This is a genomic window from Marinobacter sp. BW6, assembly GCF_008107725.1.
Classification (GTDB): domain Bacteria; phylum Pseudomonadota; class Gammaproteobacteria; order Pseudomonadales; family Oleiphilaceae; genus Marinobacter.
The window spans coordinates 852,325-876,073 of the sequence record NZ_VIRN01000064.1 but is presented as its reverse complement, the minus strand read 5'-3'; the positions used below and the strand labels follow the sequence as shown (position 1 = coordinate 876,073).

Here is a 23,749-nt window from a genome sequence, read left to right as displayed (position 1 = left end):
CTTCCGTTAGAAGTTAGTTAACTCAGCAGAAACCCCGGCTCCGGCCGGGGTTTTTGTTTGTGCGGGATTTATGAAGGCTGGCCTGACGCAACAATATGAACAGCAAGCAGCGAACAGCTAGGGGCTAAAACGAGAGAGGCGGGCAATACGATTCAGGACTGTAGAGGGCCATGGATGGCCCGAAACAAGCGCACAGGGATGTGCTTGTAGCGTGTCCTGAATCGTATTGCCCGCCTCTCTCGCCGCCCCCAAACCTCAAAGGCTGGGAGCGGATCTAGCGGCTATCACAGCAGAAGGGTACGAATATCCCCAAGAAGCTGACTGAGCACCGTGGTAAAGCGGGCAGCATCCGCCCCATTCACCGCGCGGTGATCGTAAGACAGCGATAACGGCAGCATCAACCGGGGCTGGAACTCCTTGCCATCCCAAACCGGCTTCATCGCCGCCTTGGAAACACCCAGAATCGCCACCTCCGGCGTATTCACGATCGGCGTAAATGCCGTGCCGCCAATACCACCCAGACTGGTGATGGTAAAACAGGCACCCTGCATCTCTGCCGGCTTCAACTGCTTGTCCCGGGCTTTCTGGGCAAGCTCGGCGCTCTCCGCAGCAAGCTCCCACAAGCCCTTCTTATCCACATCCTTGATCACCGGCACCATCAACCCGTTGGGCGTATCCACCGCAATCCCGATGTGAATGTACTGCTTGCGAACCACCTCCTTCCGTTCCATGTCCAGAGACACGTTAAACTGGGGCAGTTCTGCCAGCGCCGTGGCACAGGCTTTCAGCAGGAACGGAAGCGGCGTCATCTTCACGCCCTTCTTCTCGCCGGCTGCCTTCTGGGCCTTGCGGAAATCCTCCATATCGGTGATGTCCGCATCCTCGAACTGGGTCACGTGAGGCACGTTCAGCCAGCTGCGCTGCATGTTGTTCGCCGTGGCGAACATCATCCGCGACATGGCCTCGCGCTTCACCTCACCAAACTGGCTGAAGTCTGGCAGCTTGACCCCGGGGATACCGGAGCCGGTGGCAACACCGCCACCCTGTTGAGCCTGCTTGAGCTGGCTCTTCACATAGGCGTGGACATCGTCCTTGATGATACGCCCCTTGGGGCCAGAGCCCTTGATGCGGGCCAGATCGGCACCCAGCTCACGGGCCAGTTTGCGAACGGCCGGGCCAGCATGGACCTTCGCGCCAGGCGTGGGCGGCTCATAGGTCGCGCCCTGAGGCTCAGGGGCAGACTCTGCTTGCTGCTTTGGCTTCTCTTCGGACTTCGACTCCGACTTCTCTTCCTTCGCCGGTTCTTCAGACGCCGCCTCAGAGGCTTCCTCATCACCGCCTTCTTCCTGAACGGTCATCTCAAGCAGTTCATGGCCCTCGGAGAGCTTGTCACCCTCGGACACCAGGATCTTGCCCACCTTGCCCGAGTAGGGAGAGGGAATCTCCATCGTCGCCTTGTCGGATTCCACCGTTACCAGAGGATCGTCGGCTTCAATGGTATCGCCTTCAGCGACGTTGATTTCGATAACCGGGACATTGTCGAAGCCATCCAGCGCGGGAACCTTCACGGTTTCCTTGCGGGAGCCACCGGAAGCCTTCTTAGGCGCCGGCTTGCTCTCTTCGGACTTCTCTTCCTGCTTGGCTTCGCTCTTTTCCTCGGCTTTTCCTTCCGGCTTTTCCTCGGAATCGTCAGAGCCACCGCTATCGGCGCTGGCTTCCATCATCCCGACGACGTCGCCTTCCTTGACCTTGTCACCCACCTTGACGGTGATCTTGGTGATCTTGCCGGCACCGGGAGACGGCAATTCAACAGACGCTTTGTCTGACTCTACGGTCAGGATCGGATCTTCTGCTTCAACCGAATCCCCTGCACTGACGGTGATTTCGATAACCTCGACCTCATCCGCACCGCCGAGATCCGGAACCTTGATTTCCTGTTCACTCATGGCGGTCTCCTTAGCTCAGCACCGGGTTCGTTTTGTTGCGATCGATTCCGTACTTGCGCATGGCTTCGAGAACCACATCGTTCTTCACCTCACCGTCCTTGGCCAGAGCTGACAGCGCCGTGACTGTTACGTAGTAACGGTCGACTTCAAAGAAGCTGCGAAGCTTTTCCCGGGTGTCACTGCGGCCAAAGCCGTCGGTGCCGAGGGTCAGGTAGGTTTTCGGGATGAACGCCCGGAGCTGCTCGGAGTGCAGCTTGATGTAATCGGTGGACGACACCACCGGCCCGCTCTGCTTCTCCAGGCACTGGGTTACGTAGGCCTTCTTGGGCTTGTCATCCGGGTGCAGACGGTTCCAGCGCTCTACGTGCAGGCCTTCACGGGCAAGCTCATTGAAGCTGGTGACACTCCACACATCGGAGGCAACCCCCCAGTCGTCTTTCAGCATCTGGGCCGCTTCGCGCACTTCGTTGAGGATCGCGCCGGCACCAAGCAGCTGAACCCGAGGCGTCTTCTTATTGCCTTTGGTTTCAACAGACTCGAACTTGTACATACCCTTGATGATGCCGTCCTCACAATCCTTGGGCATTGCCGGCTGTTCGTAGTTCTCGTTCTCGATGGTCAGGTAGTAGAAGACGTTCTGGTTGTCCTCGAACATCTCCTTCATACCCTTGCGGAGCACGACCGCCATTTCATAACCGTAAGCCGGATCGTAGGCCTTACAGTTCGGAATGGTGTTAGCCAGCACATGGCTGTGGCCGTCCTGGTGCTGCAGGCCTTCGCCATTCAGGGTGGTCCGCCCGGCGGTACCGCCGATCAGGAAACCACGGGCCTGGATGTCGCCGGAGGCCCACGCCAGATCGCCAACGCGCTGGAAGCCGAACATCGAGTAGAAGATGTAGAACGGGATCAGCGGGAAGTTGTTGGTGCTGTATGACGTTGCTGCTGCCATCCAGGCCGCCATGGAGCCATCCTCGTTGATACCTTCCTCAAGGATCTGACCCTTCTTGTCTTCCCGGTAATACATGATCTGATCACGGTCTTCTGGCACATACTTCTGACCCTCGGCTGTGTAGATACCCAGCTGACGGAACATGCCTTCCATACCAAAGGTACGGGCTTCGTCGGGTACGATCGGTACCACGCGCTTGCCGATACGCTTGTCTTTTGTCAGAGCGGTCAGGATACGAACGAAGGCCATGGTGGTGGAGATCTTCCGATCGCCGGAACCCTCCAGTACCGCCTTGAAGATGTCCAGATCAGGAATCTGCAGCGGCTGGCAATCTTTGCGCCGCTTGGGATAGAACCCACCCAGCTCCTGCCGGCGCTTCTTCATGTAGACGATTTCCGGGCTATCCGGCGCTGGCCGGTAGTAGGGAACGTCCTTGAGCTCCTCGTCCTTCAGCGGCACCGCAAAGCGGTCGCGGAACGACTTCAGTTGCTCAATATCAAGCTTTTTCAGAGAGTGGGCTGTATTCTGCGCCTCGCCGGCTTCACCGAAGCCATAGCCCTTGATGGTGTGAGCCAGGATGACGGTCGGGCGCCCACCGTTCTTGTTGATAGCATGGTGGAAGGCTGCATAGATCTTGTACGGATCATGGCCACCCCGGTTGAGCTTGTTGATCTCCTCATCCGACAAATCCTCAACCAGCTTGGCGGTTTCGGGATACTTGCCGAAGAAATTCTTACGGGTATAGGCCGGGCCATTGCTCTTGAAGTTCTGCAGGTCGCCGTCGCAGACCTCGTCCATGACGTGCTGCATCTTTCCTTCCTTGTCCCTCTCGAACAGGGGATCCCAGTGGCGACCCCAGACAACTTTCAGCACGTTCCAACCGGCACCGCGGAAGACGCCCTCAAGCTCCTGAATGATCTTGCCGTTACCGCGCACAGGCCCATCCAGACGCTGAAGGTTGCAGTTAACCACAAAGATCAGGTTGCTGAGGTTTTCCCGGCCAGCCATGGAGATGGACCCCAGGGTTTCCGGCTCGTCGCACTCGCCGTCACCGACAAAACACCACACCTTGCGGTCGCCCATCTCAATGAGTTCCCGGCTATCCAGGTACTTCATCACGTGCGCCTGGTAAATCGCCTGAATCGGACCGAGGCCCATTGAAACCGTGGGGAACTGCCAGTAATCCGGCATCAGCCAGGGGTGCGGATAGGAGGAAAGGCCAGTGCCGTCTACTTCCTCGCGGTACTTGTCCAGGTCTTTTTCGTCGAATCGACCCTCGAGGAAGGAGCGCGCATAGATACCAGGTGAAGAATGTCCCTGGAAGTAAACCAGATCGGATTCGCGCTTTTCGTCGCCGCCGTGGAAGAAGTAGTTGAAGCCAACATCGTAGAGCGTCGCAGCCGACGAGAACGAAGAAACATGGCCACCAAGGTCTCCGGGGCGCTGGTTGGCACGCATGACCATGGCCATGGCGTTCCAGCGGATCAGAGAGCGGATACGACGCTCCATAAAGAGGTCGCCGGGCATGGGCGCCTGTTGAGACACCGGAATGCTGTTCCGGAATGGCGTGGTAATTGAATAAGGTAGCTCGGTTCCATCGCGGCTCGCCCGCTCGGAGAGCCTCTCAAGAATGTATTTGGCCCGGTCAACGCCTTCGTTCTCGATCAGAGATTCCAGCGCGTCCAGCCATTCACTGGTTTCAATGGGATCATCATCCTGGTACATCAAACCCTCCCCTTGGCATCAAAAAGTGCAGCGCCGCCACGATCAGCAGCCGGGCGCGTTGCGGTGTCGATAAGCTGCGATGGAATGCAGTGTTTTGTTATGGGTATTCAAAGAGTCTTTAACTGACTACTTATGCCTGCCAGGTGTACCGGCTCCCAGTACACAGAACCTGTACAAAGCATAGAACAGCTTTCACACTTTTCCTGCCTGACAGCACCGCTTCCCGGGCTTTTGACCCCGAGGCTTGCCAAAATTCAGACGAAGTGCGTGGATCAGCCCACCCGATTCCGTAGTATTTTTACTACATTTAAGTCATCAAACTCAATTAAAGTCCTATGGAATTCCATTTCGGAGCGGCTACTTGCGATTACTTACGGAAGAATGACCGTTTTTGGACCATCAGACAACCAGACTGCGACCAATGTCGTAGCATTCTTGTCAACGGGAAAATTGATTACCACGCTAAACGATCTGCTCGCCGCTATTTGTCCCTCATTCGCCGAATTTAACGCTTTTTATTGAATTTTCAGCCAGATCTCACCCGACACTCATCTGATTTACCGGAACTTTTTAATTAGACCTGAAAATAACCCCCCATTTATGTATACTCGCCTGCCTGATTTTTAACCACCGAAAAAGTGGTCGGACCACTTTTGCTGTCATTAACACCAACAGAGGGCGACCTATGAACTCCATCGTCACCTTTCCGAACCGGATTCCCACTACGGAGTTCGAGGAACGGCGTTTCAAGGTCTACACGGACCGCCAGCTCGACAAGATTGAAGTCATCCAGAATCTCCCTGAGGAGACCCTGTTCGAAATGAAGGTGGTCGCCAGCGTGCTGCCTTTCCGGGTCAACGAGTACGTGATCAATGAACTGATCAACTGGGACAAAGTTCCCAACGACCCGATCTATCAGCTTGTCTTCCCCCAAAAAGGCATGCTGAAAGAAGAGCATTACGAGCGCATGGCACAAATGCACCGGGAAGGTGCCGACAAGAAAGAGATCCAGGCGGTTGCCAAGGAAATCCGGGATGAACTGAACCCGCACCCGGCAGGCCAGATGGAAATGAACATGCCCGAGCTGGACGGCGAGGTGCTGGACGGTGTTCAGCATAAGTACCGCGAGACAGTGCTGTTTTTCCCGGCCCAGGGTCAGACCTGCCACTCTTACTGTACCTTCTGTTTCCGCTGGGCACAGTTTGTCGGTGACAAGGACCTGAAAATGGCCAGCACCGAAGCCGAGAAGCTTCATGGCTACCTGCAGGAGCACACAGAAGTCACCGACCTGCTGGTGACCGGCGGTGATCCCATGGTCATGAAAACCAAGAACCTGGTTCAGTACCTCGAGCCGTTGTTGGAGCCTGAGTTCGACCACATCCAGACCATTCGCATCGGCACCAAGGCGCTGACCTTCTGGCCATACCGTTTTGTGACTGACAAGGATGCCGATGAACTAATCGACCTGTTCGCCCGTCTCGTGGACGCCGGCAAGCATGTGGCCATCATGGCCCACTACAACCACTGGCAGGAAATCACCACCGAGATTGCCGAAGAGGCCATCCGCCGCATCCGTGCTACGGGCGCCGAGATCCGCGCCCAGGGCCCGCTGATCAAGCACGTCAACGACGATGCCGACGCCTGGGCCAAACTGTGGAAGAAAGAAGTGCAGCTGGGCATCATCCCCTACTACATGTTTGTAGAACGGGACACCGGCGCCAAGAACTACTTTGAAGTGCCCCTTGTGGAGGCTTTCCACATCTATCGGGAAGCCATGAAAAAGGTCAGTGGCCTGGCCCGCACCGCCCGCGGCCCCTCCATGAGCGCCGGCCCCGGCAAGGTGGAGATTCAGGGCATTACCGAAATACACGGTGAGAAGGTCTTGGTGCTGCGCTTCCTGCAGGGTCGCAATCCGGATTGGGTTCAGCGCCCATTCTTCGCCAAGTACAGCGAGACAGCCACCTGGCTGCATGAGCTGGAACCGGCCTTCGGAGAGGAGAAGTTCTTCTTTGAGGATGAGTATGAAGCCATGAAGAGGGGCAACGGCTAAAAGCTCATTGCCCTTATGCAAACAGGGCCAGATGGAAGCCCCACCTGGCCCTGTTCCGCTCACCTCCTTCGAAACTTCGGCACAAACCCCTCTGGCTTGTCCCTGAGCCACTCAACAAACGTCCGCAACTCCTCCAACTCCAGCAACTTTTCCCGGGTATTGAAGTACAAACCAAGCTCGTATTCCGAGCGAGTTTTATGAATGGCGTTATGACAGGGTCGGCACACCCAGAGGGTTCGGGTGATGAGCTCTTCTTTGGAGAACAGTTTCTGGAACCGTTTTTTACGGTGCAGGTGCTTCGGGATCAAGTGGTGCCGGGTGAGCCTGGCAACCGGGCGTTCGCAGAGTTCACAGTTGTCGGGCTGGGGTGGAAGTTTGAGCATTGCGGAAATACCAGTCGGGTTTTGCCTTTGGCTCTACCCGACCTACATTGTTTTTGGCGAGCGCCAAACGATCAGTGCATCAAGGTATAGAGTTTCCGCCGATAGGTCCGTACGTCCGGGTTGTTGTTGCCCAGCTTGTCGAACAACTCGATCAGCGTTGTCTTGGCTACTTCGTCCTTGTATTTGCTGTCCACCTGCATCAACCGGATCAGCAGATCCATGGCCTCTGCGTTGTTCTCCTGTAATACGTGGTGAAGCGCCAACTGGTGCAGTGCATTCGGGTCTTTCGGGTCCTGCTCCAGGGCCATTTCAAGATCCTTGATCGGTGGAAGCTCGGCAGATTGCCTGAGAAACTTGACCCGGGCCGCCAGCTGTTTGGCCTGGTGCTGCATTTTCTCTTCCGGAGGCAGGCTTTCAAGCACTTGCTCAGCCGTTTCCAGATCGCCCATCTCCGCCTTCAACTGGGCCAGATCAATCAGCACCTTCAGGTTCTCGGGATCCTCCTGGTTCATCTGCGACAGGATCGTCAGCGCGCCTTCCACATCACCTTCTTCCCAGATCCGGTGGGCCTTCTCATAGGGGTCTTCCTTGGGCGCCTCCACATGCTTGTCGAGAACCTGACGGATTTCGCTTTCCGGCAGGGCACCGTTGAAGCCATCCACTGCCTGACCGTTCTTGACCAGGATGACCGTGGGCAGGCTGCGCACGCCGAGGCTGGAGGTAAGCTGCTCCTGCTCGTCGGCATTCACCTTGGCCAGCATGAACGCGCCCTGATAATCGTCGGCCAGTTTTTCCAGCAAGGGCATCAACTGCTTGCAGGGAGCGCACCACTCAGCCCAGACATCCACCAGAATGGGCGTGCTGGCAGAGGCTTCCATAACCTTCTGCTGGAAATTTTCCATGGTGGCTTCAAAGATGTAGGGAGAATTGCTCATGCAGGGCACCTGAAAAGTCGAATGAATCGTTGGAAACTGTCAGGGACATGGGGCCAACTGTCGGAATTTCAAGCGCCAACAGTCCAAAGCCAACTCCTTGAAATCACCGTATGTGCCGTTACATAGCTAGTAAGCAACGCTCCGGGACAATTGCTCAGCAGCCTGTCCCGGGCAGATTCACAACCTTTCCGGATGGATACTCGCGGCATGAATGATGACACGCAAAACGATTCACTTGAGGAATTCGAAGAGGACGTGACCGAATACATTGGCAAGGACGAGCACAGCAAGAGCCTCGCCCTGCCCCAGCAGATGATGCCCCGGCGCATGTACGTGCTGCCGGTTTCAAACCGCCCTTTCTTTCCGGCCCAGGTGCAACCGGTGGTGGTTAACCAGAATCCGTGGCAGGAAACCCTGAAACGTGTCGGCGAGACCGATCACAAAGTCATGGGAATCTGCTTTGTTGACGAACAAGCTGCCGAAGAAGACATCCCTGCCAGCGAACAACTGGAAACCACCGGCTGTGCCGTGCGCGTGCATCATGCCCAGAATGACAGCGGCAAGATCCAGTTTATCGCCCAGGGCCTTCAGCGCTTCCGCGTTGTCCAGTGGTTGCGGAGAAAGCCACCCTATCTTGTGGAAGTTGAATACCCGACCGAGCCGGAAGAAGACGCTGACGAACTCAAGGCCTACACCCTCGCCATTATCAGCGCGATCAAGGAGCTGCTGCGCACCAACCCACTCTACGGTGAGGACGTAAAACAGTACCTGTCCCGTTTCGGGCCGGACGACAGCTCACCGCTCGCCGATTTCGGCGCCTCGATGACCAGCGCCCCGGGCAACGAGCTGCAGGATGTGCTCGACACCGTTCCCCTGCTCCGCCGCATGGAGAAGGTTCTGCTGCTGATGCGCAAGGAACAGGAAGTAGCCAGGCTGCAGTCGGAAATCAGCGAAGAGGTTAACGCCAAGGTTCAGAAGCATCAGCGCGAGTTTTTCCTGAAGGAACAGCTAAAGGTCATCCAACGCGAGCTGGGCATGGCCAAGGATGACAAAACTGCGGACGTGGAACGTTTTCAGCACCGCATGGCGGAGCTAAACCCGCCCGAGTCGGTCCAGGAGCGCTTCAATGATGAAATCGAAAAACTGCAGGTGCTGGAACAGGGGTCGCCTGAATATGGCGTTACCCGCAACTATCTGGACTGGCTGACGCAGGTTCCCTGGGGCATTCACTCAGAAGACCACTTCGATCTGGCCGAAGCCCGCCGGATTCTGGACCGGGATCACGACGGCCTGGACGATGTAAAAGATCGCATCGTCGAATTCCTTGCCGAAGGTACCTTCAAGGGCGAGGTCAGCGGCTCCATCCTGTTGCTGGTGGGACCGCCGGGCGTTGGCAAGACATCGATCGGCCATTCCGTGGCGGATGCACTGGGGCGTAAATTCTACCGTTTCAGCGTTGGCGGCATGCGGGATGAAGCTGAAATCAAAGGCCACCGCCGTACCTACATCGGCGCCATGCCGGGCAAGTTTGTACAGGCACTGAAAGATTCAAAGGTGGCGAACCCGGTCATCATGCTGGATGAAATCGACAAGATCGGTGCGTCTTTCCAGGGCGATCCGGCTTCGGCCCTGCTGGAGACTCTGGACCCGGAACAGAACCGCGACTTCCTGGACCACTATCTGGACGTCCGTATGGACCTATCCAAGGTTCTGTTCATCTGCACCGCCAACCAACTGGATACAATCCCGCGGCCGCTGCTCGACCGCATGGACGTGATCCGTCTTTCCGGTTACATCGCAGAGGAAAAGCTGGCCATTGCCAAGCACTACCTGCTGCCCAGACTGCTGAAGCGGGCCGGGTTGCTGAAAAAGCAGCTCAACATCACCGATGCCGCAATCAAACAGGTCATCGAAGGCTATGCTCGCGAGGCCGGCGTGCGGAGCCTGGAAAAGCTGCTGCATAAGATACTCCGCAAGGGCATCGTGAAGCTGCTGGAAAATCCGGAGCAGCCGGTGAAGGTGGGCGTCTCGGATCTGCAGAGCTACCTGGGACAGCCCTCGTTCAGGAAAGAGAAATCGCTTAAGGGCACTGGTGTCGTGACCGGACTGGCCTGGACCGCCATGGGCGGGGCCACCCTGAGCATCGAGGCCTCCAGGATTCACAGCTCACAACGGGGCTTCAAACTGACCGGACAGTTGGGCGATGTGATGAAGGAGTCCGCCGAAATCGCCTACAGCTATGTGTCCTCGAACCTCAAACGCTTCAGAGGTGACCCGACCTTCTTCGACAAATCCTTCGTGCACCTGCACGTGCCCGAGGGCGCCACACCCAAAGACGGTCCCAGCGCCGGCGTCACCATGGCCACCGCGTTGCTTTCCATCGCACGCGGAGAAGCGCCGCAGCAGAACATCGCCATGACGGGAGAGCTCACCCTGACCGGACAGGTGCTGCCGGTAGGCGGTATTCGCGAGAAAGTCATTGCGGCGCGGCGGCAGAAAATCAGCAACCTGATCCTGCCGGAAGCAAATCGGGGCGACTATGAGGAGCTACCGGAATATCTGAAGGAAGGCCTGTCGGTGAATTTTGCCAAGCATTACAGCGACGTGTTTCAGGTGTGCTTTGGCAATAAGCCCAAGAGCGGGTCTTCGGTGCATTAATTGAAGCGGGTTTGTCGGATTACGCTTCGCTAATCCGACCTACGAGTTTGGATAGCTGATTTGTAGGTCGGATTAGATCCAACGGGTCGTAATCCGACACCACTGTTCAGGCTTTCTCTTTCCACCCGTCATCCTTCAAAACCGACCCAACCGTCAGCACCGGCGACGCATCAATATCATCGGCGTCCATCATGTTCGCGACCCGTTGCAGCGAGGCCAGGATCATGGTCTGCTCCCACTCTGCCAGGCTCTGGAATTTCTGGACAAAATCCTCCTGCAGCGGATTGGGGGCCCGGGCGAGTAGGTCCGCACCTTCGTCAGTCAGGTGGGCATGCACCTTGCGTTTGTCCTGGGTGCTGCGCACCCGGTACACCAGATTGCGATGTTCCAGACGGTCCAGAATCGTCGTGACCGTTGCCTGGCTGAGACTCACCTTTTCCGCAATGGTGCCGATGGTCACCTCACCAAGATCCCGGATCGTTCTCATGATCAGCAGCTGCGGCCCGGTCAGTCCCGCATGCTTGCTCAGGCGCTTGGAGTGAAGGTCTGTTGCCCGGATTACCCGCCTGAGAGCCACCAGCACATCTTCATAACTATTCACAGCAATACTCCGATTCGGTATCGGGAATTTGTTTATACCCCTAACTATTAGAGGTCTTTGTACCCAGGATTGCAAGTCGGGAGGATTCCCGGCATTTTTTCGGGCAGCCAATATGCTAAGGTTTCGGACTTGTTCCATACCGACAGACGAACGGATTGCGCCCGATGATCAAGTACTTGCTGCCTCTCCTTTTCATGATGACCTTCGCCGGAACCCTGTACGGCCAGGACAACCTGGGGCCTGAGAAAGAGCTCACCGCGGAAGAGCTTAAAGAGAGCATAAAGACCCTGGAAAAGCCGATGTATACGCCCTTCATCGAGCTTTATCTGCTGGAGGAAAGCAAAGCCCTGCGCAAAGAAATGATGAACACCCGCGCGGAGCTGATCGAAAAGGTGGTGGACAAAGAGCTGTCCGTTGCCGACAAGACCATGTCCTACGCCACCGACACAGTGACCTACTTCTTCTATCTGATTGCCGGTGCAACCTCCATTCTGGTAGTCATTGGCTGGAACTCGATCCGCGACATGCGCAATCAGCTCACCAGCCTCGCCGAAAAACGGGTTAACGAACTGGTGATCGAATACGAGCAACGGCTCGAATTTATCGAGGACCAGCTGAAGCAAAAATCCGACATCATTCACCAGAATCAGGCCGAGATTGAGCGCACCAACGAAGTGCATTCGCTGTGGCTGAAAGCCAGCCAGGAAACCTCACAACAAAACAAGATCTCCGCCTACGATCAGATTCTGGATCTTCGCCCGGATGATGTGGAAGCTCTGAGTTACAAGGCCGACGCCGTCCTGGAAATGCAGGAGCCGCTCTGGGCAATCAGTCTTTGCCAGCGAGCGCTGAAACTTGCACCGGATAATGGCCACGCGCACTATCAGTTGGCATGCGCCTATGCGGAAATCGGCCGCTGGGAGGACGCAGTCAGCACCTTGAAGAAAGCTATTGAAATTTCGGAGGCATACCGCGACGATGCCTCCGTAGACGTTAGTTTTGAGCAGCTGCGCGAACACGAGAGCTTCCGCGCGCTGGTCTCACAGGATGAAGAAGACGGCACGGATGCGTGACACCGCTCAGAGCGGCACGGGTTTTGCCTTTGCAGACAGGCCCGTGTTCCGGAGCAAACTCCAGAGCCATCTGCTTGACAAGCAGTGAGGTGTGGTGTTTGTTTAACTCTCTGAGAACACAAGAATAACCCTGAAATAAAACAGGACAGACTCAATGAGAACTTCAGTAAAGAAACTCGTAACCGCTGTTAGTACTTCCGTCGCCCTGATGGGCGCTGGCCACGCCGCCGCAGAAATCCAGATCGGTATTGCCGGTCCCATGACTGGCCCCGTTGCCCAGTATGGTGACATGCAATTCTCCGGCGCCCGCATGGCGATCGAGCAGATCAACGCCAATGGCGGTGTGATGGGCGAAGAGCTCGTTGCCGTTGAATACGACGACGTGTGTGACCCGAAGCAGGCCGTAACTGTTGCCAACAGCCTGGTCAACGATGGCGTTCGCTTCGTAATCGGCCACCTGTGCTCCAGTTCCACCCAGCCCGCATCTGACATCTACGAAGATGAAGGCATCCTGATGGTGACCCCGGCTTCCACCAGCCCGGAAATCACCGAGCGTGGCTATGAACTGGTGTTCCGTACCATCGGCCTGGACAGCATGCAGGGCCCGGTTGCGGCGAATTACATTGCCGCCCAGAATCCCGAGCGCGTGGCCATTGTTCACGACAAGCAGCAGTACGGTGAAGGTATTGCCACCGCGGTTCGTGACACCCTGAAGGACGCTGGCGTTGAAATCGCCATGTTCGAAGGCATCACCGCCGGTGACAAGGACTTCTCATCACTGGTCACCAAGCTCAAGCAAGCTGATGTGGACTACGTCTATTACGGCGGTTACCACCCGGAGCTTGGTCTGATCCTGCGCCAGGCTGACTCCGCTGGCCTGGATGCCCGTTTCATGGGCCCCGAGGGCGTAGGTAACAAGGACATCAACACCATCGCCGGCGAAGCAGCAGAAGGCCTCCTGGTAACCCTGCCACCGGCATTCGACCAGAAAGCCGAAAACCAGGCGCTGGTGAAGGCGTTCGAAGACAAGGGTGAAGATCCTTCCGGTCCTTTCGTTCTGACCTCCTACACCGCTGTCCAGCTGGTTGCCGAAGGTATTGAAGCGGCTGACTCCACCGATCCGTTCGACGTTGCTGCTGCCCTGCGCGAAGGCACCTTCCAGACTCCGATCGGTACCGTTGAATACGACAAGGCCGGCGACATGAAGTCGTTTGAGTTTGTTGTGTACGAATGGCATTCAGATGGAAGCAAAACTCCGGTAAACTGAGCCAAAATCGTTAACAAACGGTAATCATGAGAGCACCTTCTCACCGCGATCCGGGAGAAGGTGTTTTTCTAGGCTCCTGTTGATCCTCCTACACTTCCTGCCCGGATATCCCGGGCAGACGTGTGGTAGCGGAGGGAGCAGGCTTTCGGAGTCCCATAACAATGCAAGACCTCCTGTATTTCTCTCAGCAGCTCATCAACGGGCTGACGATCGGGAGCACCTATGCCCTGATCGCCATCGGCTACACGATGGTTTACGGCATCATTGGCATGATCAACTTTGCCCATGGTGAAATCTATATGATCGGTGCCTACACGGCGCTAATCGCCATTACCGGCCTCGCCTCCCTGGGCATTGCCTGGCTGCCACTGATCCTGATCGTGGCTCTGCTCTGTGCCATGCTCGTCTCCAGCTCCATGGGCTGGGCGGTGGAACGGGTGGCCTATCGGCCTGTGCGGGGGCGTCACCGCCTGATCCCGCTGATCTCAGCCATCGGCATGTCCATCTTCCTGCAGAACTACGTGCACCTGGCACAGGGGTCACGGAACATCGGTTTTCCGGCACTGATAGATGGCGGTTTCAACTTCGGTTCCGGTGACGGTTTCCAGATGTCCCTGTCCTATATGCAGATCACCATCTTCATCACCACCCTGATCTGTATGACGGCCCTGTCACTGTTCATATCCCGCTCCCGGACCGGCCGCGCCTGTCGGGCGGTGTCTCAGGATCTGGGCATGGCCAGCCTGCTGGGCATCGATACCAACCGGATTATCTCCGCGACGTTCGTGATCGGTGCGGCCCTGGCGGCGGTTGCCGGCCTGCTACTGGGCATGTACTACGGTTCGGTTGATCCCCTGTTCGGGTTCATTGCCGGACTGAAAGCCTTTACTGCTGCGGTACTTGGTGGCATTGGCAGCATCCCTGGTGCGATGCTGGGCGGACTGATACTGGGCGTGGCAGAGAGTATGACCTCCGGCTACCTCAGCGGTGAATACAAGGATGTGATCTCGTTCAGCCTGCTGATCCTGATTCTGCTGTTCAAACCCACCGGCCTGCTCGGCAAACCGGAGGTTGAGAAGATCTGATGGCTGCTAACAATTTCAGACACGCGCTGTTCTGCGCGTTCATTACACTGATCATTTCCTACCCGATCATCGGCTTCAACCTTGAAGCCCAGGGCATCAACGTGACCCTGACCGGCGCCGATGCCAGCACCATAGTGATGGTATTGCTCGCGGCGTTGATCGTATTCCTGTTCCAGATGTTCCGGGAACAGATCATGGGGGGCTTGAAGAGCATCCCCCATCCTTTGCCCCAATCCAACAAGGAGCCAATGGCGGAAAACCGCCGGGCAAAGATTGAGTCCTGGGTACTCACCGGTATCGTGATTTTCGCGCTATTCTGGCCTTTCCTTGTATCCCGTGGCTCCGTGGATCTGGCAACCCTGGTACTGATCTACATCATGCTGGCCCTTGGCCTGAACGTGGTGGTCGGTCTGGCCGGCCTTCTGGATCTTGGCTACGTGGCATTCTACGCCGTGGGCGCCTATACCTTTGCCTTATTGTCCCAGTACACAGGCATTTCGTTCTGGTTGGCTCTACCCATCGGTGCCCTGCTCGCGGCTCTGTTCGGTTTGGTGCTCGGCTTTCCGGTGCTCCGGTTGCGGGGGGATTATCTGGCCATCGTAACCCTCGGGTTCGGTGAAATCATCCGGATCCTGCTGAACAACTGGACGACGCTGACTGGCGGCCCCAACGGCATTGGTGGCATCCCCGATCCAACCCTGTTCGGCATGGAATTCGGGCGCCGGGTGAAGGAAGAAGGCAACACCTCGTTCCACGAAACCTTTGGCATTGCCTACAGCGGTGAGCACAAGGTCATCTTCCTGTACCTGATTGCCCTGGTTCTGGCGGTGTTCACTGCCCTGGTTATCCGTCGTTTCATGCGGATGCCGGTCGGCCGTGCCTGGGAGGCACTGCGGGAAGATGAAATCGCTGCCCGCTCCCTCGGCCTGAGCCGAACCGCGGTGAAGCTGTCCGCCTTTACCATTGGCGCCTTCTTTGCCGGTTTTGCCGGCACGGTATTCGCCTCCAAGCAGGGTTTTATCAGCCCGGAATCGTTTGTCTTCCTGGAATCCGCCATCATCCTGGCCATCGTGGTACTCGGCGGCATGGGCTCCCAGATCGGTGTGGTACTCGCGGCAATTGCCGTGACCATCCTGCCAGAACTGGCCCGTGAGTTTTCCGAGTACCGGATGCTTATTTTCGGCGCCGCCATGGTGCTGATGATGGTCTGGCGTCCGCAGGGCCTGATGCCCATGCGCCGCATTCACATTGAACTGAAAAGGCAGGAGTGACAGACGATGCTTGAAGTACAGAATCTGTCCATGCGCTTTGGCGGCCTGCTGGCGGTAGACGAAGTGTCTCTGGACGTTCAGGAACACGAAATTGTATCCATCATCGGTCCCAATGGGGCCGGAAAAACCACCGTATTCAACTGCATGAGTGGTTTTTACAAACCCACGGGTGGCAAGATCCTGTTCGAGGGGAGAGAGGTTCAGGGCAAACCTGACTACAAGATCTCTCGTCTCGGGATGGTACGCACCTTCCAACATGTCCGACTGTTCAGCCAGATGACGGTGGTGGAAAACCTGTTGGTGGCACAACATCGCCATCTCAACACCAACCTGATTTCCGGCTTGATCAAAACCCCCAGTTATCGGACGAAAGAGCAGAAATCCCTGGATCGTGCCGCCTACTGGCTGGACCGGGTAGGCCTGCTGGACCTGGCCAACCGGGAAGCCGGCAATCTGGCCTATGGCCAGCAACGACGTCTTGAGATTGCCCGCTGCATGGTGACCGAGCCAAAGCTGTTGATGCTCGACGAGCCAGCAGCCGGCCTCAACCCGGCGGAAACCAAGGAACTCAATCAGCTGATCGTCAGCCTGAAAGAGGACTACAACGTTTCCGTGGTGCTGATTGAGCACGACATGAGCCTGGTAATGGATATTTCCGACCGCATCAACGTCATCAACCAGGGACGCCCCCTGGCCAGTGGCACACCGGAAGAAATCCGCCAGAACGACGACGTGATCAAAGCCTATCTGGGCGAGGCCTGAGGTAACCACATGCTAGTACTAGAAGATGTCCATACCCATTACGGCAAGATCGAGGCCTTGCACGGGGTGTCTGTCGAGGTCAAAAAGGGTGAGATCGTCTCGCTGATCGGCGCCAACGGCGCCGGCAAAACCACTCTACTGATGACCGTTTGCGGCAACCCACAGGCCAGTTCCGGTCGCATTTTCCTGGAGGGCCGGGAGATTACCCGTGAACCGACTGCCCAGATCATGCGGTCCGGCATTGCCATCGTCCCTGAAGGGCGGCGGATATTTTCAGGCCTGACGGTTGAGGAAAACCTCCACATGGGTGGTTTCTTCAACACCAAGACCGAAATCCGCAAGAGCCAGGAGCACGTCTACGAGCTCTTCCCCCGCCTGAAGGAGCGCGAACATCAGCGTGCCGGCACCATGTCCGGCGGCGAGCAACAAATGCTGGCTATCGGGCGGGCACTGATGAGCAGGCCAGAGATGATCATCCTTGATGAACCATCGCTGGGCCTGGCACCGCTGATCATCAAACAGATCTTTGAGATCATCGGCCAGCTGCGCGAGGAAGGCATCACCGTATTCCTGGTAGAGCAGAACGCCCACCAGGCGCTGAACCTGGCAGACCGTGGCTATGTGCTCGAAACCGGCAAGATTCGCCTGCACGATACGGGCAAGAACCTGCTGGAAAACCCGGATGTCCAGAATGCGTACCTTGGCGGCTGATCTCTGATCGTTGCCTGTGAATGAAAAGCCGGAACATGCCAACATGTTCCGGCTTTTTTAGGCCAAATCAATTACTCACCCACCTTTTAACTTGCGCTGGCTGGATATCAACTATACTCAAACCAACGGTCAACCTGTCTCCACAAGACCAGTCAGGGCCGTTTTCGCAATGCTGCTCCACGTCAGGGGCAGCATTGTGTATTGCGACGACAGCTTTAAACCACAGAAAGGAGTGGATAATGAAAAAACTGATCGCAGGTGCAATTCTCCTGGGTGCTTCCTCCATGGCCTTTGCCCAACCGGGCTGCGGTGTGGGTGCCATGATCTGGAAAGGACAATCCGGCATTGCTCCCCACGTACTGGCTGCAACCACCAACGGGACCTTTGGTAACCAGACCTTTGGCATGACCACTGGCACCCTTGGCTGCCAGACGAACCAGTCTGTTCAGTCCATGGCTATGTACATGGACAGCAACATCGATAAGGTTGCCCGGGACATGTCCCGCGGTTCTGGCGAGAACCTCGACACGATGGCCGTTCTTCTGGGCGTCGACGAGGCTGACCGCGACACCTTCCGCAAAGTGCTGCAAGATAACTTTGCCACCATTTTCCCGAGCTCTGACACCACCTCCGGCGAAGCGGTCGATGCCATCGTCGCGCTGCTGGAGAAAAACGAGTCACTCAGCAAGTACGTAGCAGCCTGATAATGACTCATTGAATGGACTCTCATGCGCCAGGGACGGCGCATTGTTCCATCCTCCATACCGTTCAACCCCGGATGCAGTAAACACCCATGGGCAACATGCTTCGCATTGGGCCAGCGCTGATCTGGCTTGCAGTCAGCCTGCAAACCCAGGCTAATACGCCTGAAAACACATCCGAACTCCATCTCGATCCTGCCTGGCTCACACTTATCCATTATCAGCCCGACACCTTTGGCGATGGATATACCAGCCAGGCCGACGATCCGGCCTTTTTTCTGAGCGAAGACGGCAAACACTCACCACAGGCGGAGCTGAAGGCAACCCTCGACGCCATCCAGAAGCCCGGCCAAGGCAATGACCACGCCCGCTGCCGTTTCCCGGCCCGGGAAACCTGGCTTCGTCAGCAACTGGATCTATCGTTAACCGAAATCGACTGCCCCGGGTATCAGGAATGGTCGGAAACACTGAACACCGAGACCGTGACCCTGGTGTTCGCCGCCTCATACCTGAACAGCCCTTCGTCCATGTTCGGCCACACGTTTCTGCGCCTTGATCCTCCCCAGGATGATGACGACACCAATCTGCTGCTGGCCAACACAATTTCTTATGCGGCCGACGCCGCTGCCCACGACAGTGAGCTACTGTTTGCCTACAAGGGCATTTTTGGCGGCTATCCTGGCATCACCTCCGTCCAGCCCTACTACGAGAAAATCCGGTTGTACTCCGACATCGAACATCGTGACCTGTGGGAGTACAAACTGAACCTCACGCAGGATGAAGTGGACCTGATGATCGCTCACGCCTGGGAGATCAGGGATCGGAATTTTGATTACTACTTCTTCGACGAGAACTGTGCCTACCGCCTGCTGGCCCTGATAGACATCGCCCGCCCCGGCACCGATCTTCTGGGCGAAGTGAGCACTCACGCCATCCCATCGGACACGGTACGCTGGGTGGTCGACAAGGATCTGGTGAGCGACGTTTATTACCGGCCCTCGGCTGCCACGTCGGTGGCCTACAGTCTCTCTACCCTGCCCGACGATCAACAGACCCTTGCGGCAGCCATCGCCAACGGATACGTAGCCGCTGATGGTAGCGAAGTGAGGTCACTGCCAGCCGAGCAACGAGCACATGTTCTGGACGCCACCTACGATTATGTTCGCTACAAGAGCGAGGCCGACGGCTGGCCCCGGGAAATCGCGGCGCCACTCTCCCATGACCTTTTGAGAGAGCGCAGCCAGATCAACAATGTGGCTCCGCCGGAGGCGCCGCCAGAGCCGATTGTCAGAGACGATCAGGGCCACGACACCTTTCGCCTGAGCCTGGGAGCTGGCCAGCAGGCGCACCGGGAATTCGCCCAGCTGACCCTGCGCCCGGCCTACCATGACGTCCTTGATCCGCCGGCTGGCTACCGCACCGGCGCCCAGCTTCAATTCCTCAGACTCGACGCGCGTCTTTACACAGACAACGACGAGCTTCAACTGGAACAACTGACCGGCGTGGAAATCCGCTCGTTGAGCCCGCGGAACGCTTTTTTCTCGCCGCTGTCCTGGCAGGTAGGGTTTGGTGGCCGCCGAACCGACACCGGCAACGACCGGGTCCTGACCCCCTACCTTGAGGGCGGCGCCGGCGGCAGCTGGCGCCTGGGCCATCAAACCCAGGCCTTTGCCATCGCCACCGCCGACCTGGAAATCGACGACGACCTGCGCCGAGGCTACGATGCGGCCCCGGGGGCCGACGTAGGCTTGTTGCACCAGAACAATCGGTTCAGCCTGCTCGCCGGTGCCAAAACCAAGGCCTGGATCGTCAGCAGCCAACATCGTCAGGACCAACTCTACGCCAAAGCCAACTGGCACATCGGGCGGGAGTTCAGTCTGTTTGCCGAATTCGCCAGAGAAGACCACTACGACAGGTACCAGAGCACATGGCACGCCGGACTCCACGCCTACTTTTGACCGCCGCAACAGCCCGGTTAACCGGGCTGTTGATCGCCCTACTTCTGCTATCCGGTTGCAGCAGTGTGTTCTTTTACCCGGACCGGGTGACTTACATCACCCCGGACCGACTTAATCTCGAATACGAAGATATCTACATCGACACCGCAGACGGCGAAACTCTCCACGGCTGGTGGCTGCCTGCAGACGCGCCTGAGAGTGACTCCAGGGGCACTGTCTACTTCCTCCACGGCAACGCCCAGAACATCAGTAGCCACATCTTGAACGTGGCCTGGTTGCCTGAGAGAGGCTACAACGTATTCACCATCGACTACCGGGGCTACGGCAAATCCACCGGCGACCCGGACATCGAAGGCGCCCTGCATGATGTCGAAACCGGTCTGCGCTGGCTGGCCGAAAAGCCGGAAGTCAATGGACGGTCGCTTTTCATCCTCGGCCAGAGCCTTGGCGGTGGGCTGGGAATCGCATTGGCCAGTGAGTGGACCCAGAGGGAAGAGGAGCCCCGCCTGGATGGCGTCATCCTGGATGGCACATTCTCAGGCTTCCGTGGAATCGCCCGGGAGAAACTGGGCGAATTCTGGCTTACCTGGCCATTTCAGATTCCGCTGAGCTGGACCATTCCCGAGGACTACGAGGGCGTGGATCATATCCCCAGAATCAGCCCGGTGCCGGTAATGGTGATCCACAGCGTGCGGGACGGGATTATTCCGTTTCATCATGGGGAGGCCCTGTACGAAGCTGCAGAGGAGCCCAAGGAGTTTTTGCAGACGGATACGCCACATGGGGCGACGTTTGTTATTCCAGGGTACCGGAAGGAAATGATTCGGTTTATGGCGCAATAAAAAACCCGCCGATCCAGAGGAAAGGCGGGCTTTTATTAAGCCCGAAAACGATCAGGCAGAGAAATCGGTCGGCTGGTCGCCTTCCTTGATTTCCTTCATGGACAGCTTCACCCGACCACGGTTGTCCACATCCAGCACTTTCACCAGAACTTCCTGACCTTCGCTCAGCTCGTCAGTTACGTTCTCGATGCGGCGATCAGAGATCTGGGAAATGTGCACCAGACCATCCTTGCCAGGCAGGATGTTAACGAAGGCACCGAAGTCCACAATGCGCTCAACGCGCCCCTTGTAGATAGCACCCACTTCGATCTCAGCGGTGATTTCCTTGACCCGGTTCACCGCCGCCTGGGCAGCTTCCTGGTTATCCGCGTAGATCTTCACATTGCCGTCATCATCCAGATCGATGGAAGCGCCGGTCTCGTCACAGATGGAACGGATCACAGAACCGCCCTTACCGATAACGTCGCGGATCTTTTCCGGATTGATCTTGATAGTGGTGATGCTCGGCGCACGGGCAGACAGCTCGGCACGGGGGGTAGAGATCACCTTGTTCATCTCGCCCAGAATGTGCAGACGCGCTGCGTGGGCCTGCTCAAGCGCAAGTTCCATAATCTCGTCGGTAATGCCGTTGATCTTGATATCCATCTGCAGGGCGGTCACGCCCTCCTGGGTACCGGCAACCTTGAAGTCCATGTCGCCCAGGTGATCCTCGTCACCCAGGATGTCGGTCAGAACCGCGAACTTGTCGCCTTCCTTGACCAGACCCATGGCAATACCGGCCACCGGCGCCTTGATGGGCACACCCGCATCCATCAGCGCCAGGCTGGAACCACAGACCGAAGCCATGGAGCTGGAACCGTTGGACTCGGTGATCTCGGAAACCGCACGGATGGCGTACGGGAATTCTTCGAGGGTCGGCATAACCGCCAGAACACCACGCTTGGCCAGACGACCATGGCCAACCTCACGGCGACCCGGTGTGCCCACACGACCAGCTTCGCCCACGGAGTACGGAGGGAAGTTGTAGTGGAACAGGAACGGATCCTTGCGCTCACCTTCCAGTGCATCAATGATCTGCACATCACGGGACGTACCCAGAGTGGTGGTCACGATGGCCTGGGTCTCGCCACGGGTAAACAGGGCAGAACCGTGAACGCTGGGCAGAACACCCACTTCAATTTCGATCGGACGGACAGTCTTGTTGTCACGACCATCGATCCGGGGCTTGCCATCAATAACCTGCTGGCGAACCACGTTTTTCTCGATCTTGCCGAAGTACTTTTTGACTTCGTCTTCGGAAGGCTGGCCTTCCTCTTCACCGGCCAGTTTCTCAACGGCAGCGGCTTTCACTTCGCCAAGGCGCTCGTAGCGGGCCATCTTGTCGCGGATGCCATAGGCTTCCCCGATGGCACCGGCAAAGTCCGCCTTGATGGCATTGAGCAGCTCGGTGTTCTCGACCGCCGGTTGCCAGTCCCAACGGGGCTTGCCGATTTCAGCGGCAAATTCCTTGATCGCCGCAACCGCAGTCTGCATTTCCTGGTGGCCGTAAAGCACGCCGCCCAGCATCTGGTCTTCAGTCAGGCCCTTGGCTTCGGATTCAACCATCAGAACCGCGTCTTCGGTGCCGGCAACAACCATGTCCAGCAGGGAGGTCTGCAGCTCTTCGAAGGTCGGGTTGAGGAAGTAGCCGCGCTCGTTGGTGTAACCCACACGGGACGCACCGATGGGGCCATCGAACGGGATACCGGAGATGGACAGCGCCGCAGACGCGGCCAGCATCGCAGCAATATCAGGATCCTGATTCTTGCTGGAGGACATAACCGTGGTGATGACCTGAACTTCGTTCATGAAGCCGTTCGGGAACAGCGGACGAATCGGACGGTCGATCAGACGGGAGGTCAGGGTTTCCTTCTCGGAAGGACGACCTTCGCGCTTGAAGAAGCCACCGGGGATTTTGCCCACGGCGTAGGTCTTCTCGAAGTAGTTCACGGTCAGCGGGAAGAATGGCTGGCCGGGCTTGGCTTCCTTGGCGCCAACAACGGTACCGAGAACGGAAATATCATCCACGGTTACCAGTACGGAACCGGTTGCCTGACGGGCAATACGGCCGGTTTCCAGAGTGACGGTCTTGCCGCCAAGCTCAAACGATTTCTTGAAAGGTTTCAGATCCACAAAAAACTCCTGGTCTATCTGTTCCAGATTGATTCGTCCCGAACGCCCCTGCGCACGAGACCATAGTTCTGCAGATGATGTACTGTGGTCTGAAGAGCAACCCGTCTGAAAGCTAACAGGCTGTTGCAAAACCCCGGTCTGAAGGGCGGCAGTTCCAGAAGCCGCCGGGCCCGGGTTTTCAACAACCTGCTATCAATTTCGGCTTTCCATTACGACAGGGAATCCTTCGAAAACACAGACAATCCAACTGCAGTGGGAGAAAAACACAACCAGCAGACCCGGTGAAGGGCCTGCTGGTTGACGGCTGCCACCGGGAACACCGGCACAGCCCTCAGGTCGTAGAGACCCGGATCAGCGACGCAGACCCAGACGCTGGATGAGCTCCAGGTAACGGTCGGCGTTTTTGCGCTTGAGGTAGTCCAGCAGCTTACGACGCTGGTTAACCATCCGGATCAGGCCGCGGCGGGAATGGTGATCCTGCTTGTTGGCCTTGAAGTGATCCTGCAGCTTGTTGATGTTAGCGCTCAGCAGTGCCACCTGAACTTCAGGGGAACCGGTATCGCCATCACCTTGCTGAAAATCCTGAACGATCTGTGCTTTCTCGTTGGCAGAAAGTGCCATAACTCACCTCATTGTTTGCGATGCTTTCGAATACGGCCG

The 23,749-nt window shown here is 57.1% G+C and carries 18 protein-coding genes; 11 read left to right on the top strand and 7 right to left on the bottom strand.

Annotation, left to right across the window (positions count from 1 at the left end; all coding sequences use genetic code 11):
- Positions 1-284: 284 nt before the first annotated feature.
- Together aceF and aceE are read right to left on the bottom strand one after the other, a co-directional pair.
- Positions 285-1,946, bottom strand: a complete 1,662-nt coding sequence (aceF, locus tag FMN52_RS12535; RefSeq protein ID WP_148608927.1) for a dihydrolipoyllysine-residue acetyltransferase — start codon at positions 1,944-1,946, stop codon at positions 285-287.
- 10 nt (positions 1,947-1,956) lie between these two features.
- Positions 1,957-4,620, bottom strand: a complete 2,664-nt coding sequence (gene aceE / locus FMN52_RS12530) for a pyruvate dehydrogenase (acetyl-transferring), homodimeric type (protein ID WP_148608926.1) — start codon at positions 4,618-4,620, stop codon at positions 1,957-1,959.
- Between the two features lie 685 nt (positions 4,621-5,305).
- Here aceE and FMN52_RS12525 point away from each other — a divergent pair.
- Positions 5,306-6,670 (top strand): lysine 2,3-aminomutase, encoded by a 1,365-nt coding sequence (locus tag FMN52_RS12525; RefSeq protein ID WP_148608925.1) that lies wholly within the window; start codon positions 5,306-5,308, stop codon positions 6,668-6,670.
- Between the two features lie 59 nt (positions 6,671-6,729).
- Here the strand turns inward: FMN52_RS12525 and FMN52_RS12520 are convergent, their stop codons facing one another.
- Together FMN52_RS12520 and trxA are read right to left on the bottom strand one after the other, a co-directional pair.
- Entirely contained in the window at positions 6,730-7,053 is a 324-nt protein-coding gene (locus FMN52_RS12520; RefSeq protein WP_148608924.1) for a hypothetical protein, read from the bottom strand.
- 71 nt (positions 7,054-7,124) lie between these two features.
- Positions 7,125-7,988, bottom strand: a complete 864-nt coding sequence (gene trxA, locus FMN52_RS12515; protein WP_148608923.1) for a thioredoxin — start codon at positions 7,986-7,988, stop codon at positions 7,125-7,127.
- 207 nt (positions 7,989-8,195) lie between these two features.
- Here trxA and lon point away from each other — a divergent pair, with 207 nt between their 5' ends.
- A complete protein-coding gene (gene lon / locus FMN52_RS12510; protein ID WP_148608922.1) occupies positions 8,196-10,646 on the top strand; it encodes an endopeptidase La in 2,451 nt (816 codons plus the stop codon).
- 106 nt (positions 10,647-10,752) lie between these two features.
- On the opposite strand, the gene FMN52_RS12505 is transcribed toward lon, so the two are convergent.
- Positions 10,753-11,247, bottom strand: a complete 495-nt coding sequence (locus tag FMN52_RS12505; RefSeq protein WP_148608921.1) for a MarR family transcriptional regulator — start codon at positions 11,245-11,247, stop codon at positions 10,753-10,755.
- Between the two features lie 164 nt (positions 11,248-11,411).
- On the opposite strand from FMN52_RS12505, the gene FMN52_RS12500 reads away from it, so the two are divergent.
- The 9 genes from FMN52_RS12500 to FMN52_RS12460 all read left to right on the top strand — a co-directional run bounded on the left by FMN52_RS12500 (position 11,412) and on the right by FMN52_RS12460 (position 20,917).
- Positions 11,412-12,320, top strand: a complete 909-nt coding sequence (locus FMN52_RS12500) for a tetratricopeptide repeat protein (RefSeq protein ID WP_148608920.1) — start codon at positions 11,412-11,414, stop codon at positions 12,318-12,320.
- 154 nt (positions 12,321-12,474) lie between these two features.
- Positions 12,475-13,587 carry a branched-chain amino acid ABC transporter substrate-binding protein gene (locus FMN52_RS12495; protein WP_148608919.1) on the top strand — a complete coding sequence of 371 codons (1,113 nt, stop codon included), beginning with the start codon at positions 12,475-12,477 and terminating at the stop codon, positions 13,585-13,587.
- A 161-nt stretch (positions 13,588-13,748) separates the two neighbouring features.
- A complete protein-coding gene (livH, locus tag FMN52_RS12490) occupies positions 13,749-14,672 on the top strand; it encodes a high-affinity branched-chain amino acid ABC transporter permease LivH (protein ID WP_148608918.1) in 924 nt (307 codons plus the stop codon).
- Complete coding sequence (locus FMN52_RS12485) at positions 14,672-15,943, top strand: high-affinity branched-chain amino acid ABC transporter permease LivM (RefSeq protein WP_148608917.1); 1,272 nt, start codon at positions 14,672-14,674, stop codon at positions 15,941-15,943. Before livH ends, FMN52_RS12485 begins: the two co-directional genes overlap by 1 nt.
- 6 nt (positions 15,944-15,949) lie before the next feature.
- A complete protein-coding gene (gene livG / locus FMN52_RS12480) occupies positions 15,950-16,705 on the top strand; it encodes a high-affinity branched-chain amino acid ABC transporter ATP-binding protein LivG (RefSeq protein WP_148608916.1) in 756 nt (251 codons plus the stop codon).
- A 9-nt stretch (positions 16,706-16,714) separates the two neighbouring features.
- The gene (locus FMN52_RS12475; protein ID WP_148608915.1) at positions 16,715-17,416 is read left to right on the top strand and encodes an ABC transporter ATP-binding protein; all 702 of its coding nucleotides are present in this window, start codon (positions 16,715-16,717) and stop codon (positions 17,414-17,416) included.
- A gap of 239 nt (positions 17,417-17,655) precedes the next feature.
- Positions 17,656-18,120, top strand: coding sequence for a DUF3015 domain-containing protein (locus tag FMN52_RS12470; RefSeq protein ID WP_148608914.1), 465 nt, complete (start codon positions 17,656-17,658; stop codon positions 18,118-18,120).
- A gap of 89 nt (positions 18,121-18,209) precedes the next feature.
- On the top strand, positions 18,210-20,075 hold the full coding sequence (locus tag FMN52_RS12465) for a DUF4105 domain-containing protein (RefSeq protein ID WP_148608913.1): 1,866 nt from the start codon (positions 18,210-18,212) through the stop codon (positions 20,073-20,075).
- Positions 20,045-20,917, top strand: coding sequence for an alpha/beta hydrolase (locus FMN52_RS12460; RefSeq protein ID WP_148608912.1), 873 nt, complete (start codon positions 20,045-20,047; stop codon positions 20,915-20,917). The genes FMN52_RS12465 and FMN52_RS12460 overlap by 31 nt, the downstream gene beginning before the upstream one ends.
- A gap of 51 nt (positions 20,918-20,968) precedes the next feature.
- Here FMN52_RS12460 and pnp read toward each other — a convergent pair whose 3' ends face one another.
- Both pnp and rpsO read right to left on the bottom strand, forming a co-directional pair.
- Positions 20,969-23,089 carry a polyribonucleotide nucleotidyltransferase gene (gene pnp / locus FMN52_RS12455; RefSeq protein WP_148608911.1) on the bottom strand — a complete coding sequence of 707 codons (2,121 nt, stop codon included), beginning with the start codon at positions 23,087-23,089 and terminating at the stop codon, positions 20,969-20,971.
- Positions 23,090-23,440: 351 nt separating this feature from the next.
- Positions 23,441-23,710, bottom strand: coding sequence for a 30S ribosomal protein S15 (gene rpsO, locus FMN52_RS12450; protein ID WP_064230008.1), 270 nt, complete (start codon positions 23,708-23,710; stop codon positions 23,441-23,443).
- Between the last annotated feature and the right edge of the window lie 39 nt (positions 23,711-23,749).

Bases quoted from the DNA above. Each gene is read 5' to 3' on its own strand.
- aceF (WP_148608927.1), bottom strand. From the start codon at position 1,946: ATGAGTGAACAGGAAATCAAGGTTCCGGATCTCGGCGGTGCGGATGAG.
- aceE (WP_148608926.1), bottom strand. From the start codon at position 4,620: ATGTACCAGGATGATGATCCCATTGAAACCAGTGAATGGCTGGACGCG.
- FMN52_RS12525 (WP_148608925.1), top strand. From the start codon at position 5,306: ATGAACTCCATCGTCACCTTTCCGAACCGGATTCCCACTACGGAGTTC.
- FMN52_RS12520 (WP_148608924.1), bottom strand. From the start codon at position 7,053: ATGCTCAAACTTCCACCCCAGCCCGACAACTGTGAACTCTGCGAACGC.
- trxA (WP_148608923.1), bottom strand. From the start codon at position 7,988: ATGAGCAATTCTCCCTACATCTTTGAAGCCACCATGGAAAATTTCCAG.
- lon (WP_148608922.1), top strand. From the start codon at position 8,196: ATGAATGATGACACGCAAAACGATTCACTTGAGGAATTCGAAGAGGAC.
- FMN52_RS12500 (WP_148608920.1), top strand. From the start codon at position 11,412: ATGATCAAGTACTTGCTGCCTCTCCTTTTCATGATGACCTTCGCCGGA.
- FMN52_RS12495 (WP_148608919.1), top strand. From the start codon at position 12,475: ATGAGAACTTCAGTAAAGAAACTCGTAACCGCTGTTAGTACTTCCGTC.
- livH (WP_148608918.1), top strand. From the start codon at position 13,749: ATGCAAGACCTCCTGTATTTCTCTCAGCAGCTCATCAACGGGCTGACG.
- FMN52_RS12485 (WP_148608917.1), top strand. From the start codon at position 14,672: ATGGCTGCTAACAATTTCAGACACGCGCTGTTCTGCGCGTTCATTACA.
- livG (WP_148608916.1), top strand. From the start codon at position 15,950: ATGCTTGAAGTACAGAATCTGTCCATGCGCTTTGGCGGCCTGCTGGCG.
- FMN52_RS12475 (WP_148608915.1), top strand. From the start codon at position 16,715: ATGCTAGTACTAGAAGATGTCCATACCCATTACGGCAAGATCGAGGCC.
- FMN52_RS12470 (WP_148608914.1), top strand. From the start codon at position 17,656: ATGAAAAAACTGATCGCAGGTGCAATTCTCCTGGGTGCTTCCTCCATG.
- FMN52_RS12465 (WP_148608913.1), top strand. From the start codon at position 18,210: ATGGGCAACATGCTTCGCATTGGGCCAGCGCTGATCTGGCTTGCAGTC.
- FMN52_RS12460 (WP_148608912.1), top strand. From the start codon at position 20,045: ATGGCACGCCGGACTCCACGCCTACTTTTGACCGCCGCAACAGCCCGG.
- rpsO (WP_064230008.1), bottom strand. From the start codon at position 23,710: ATGGCACTTTCTGCCAACGAGAAAGCACAGATCGTTCAGGATTTTCAG.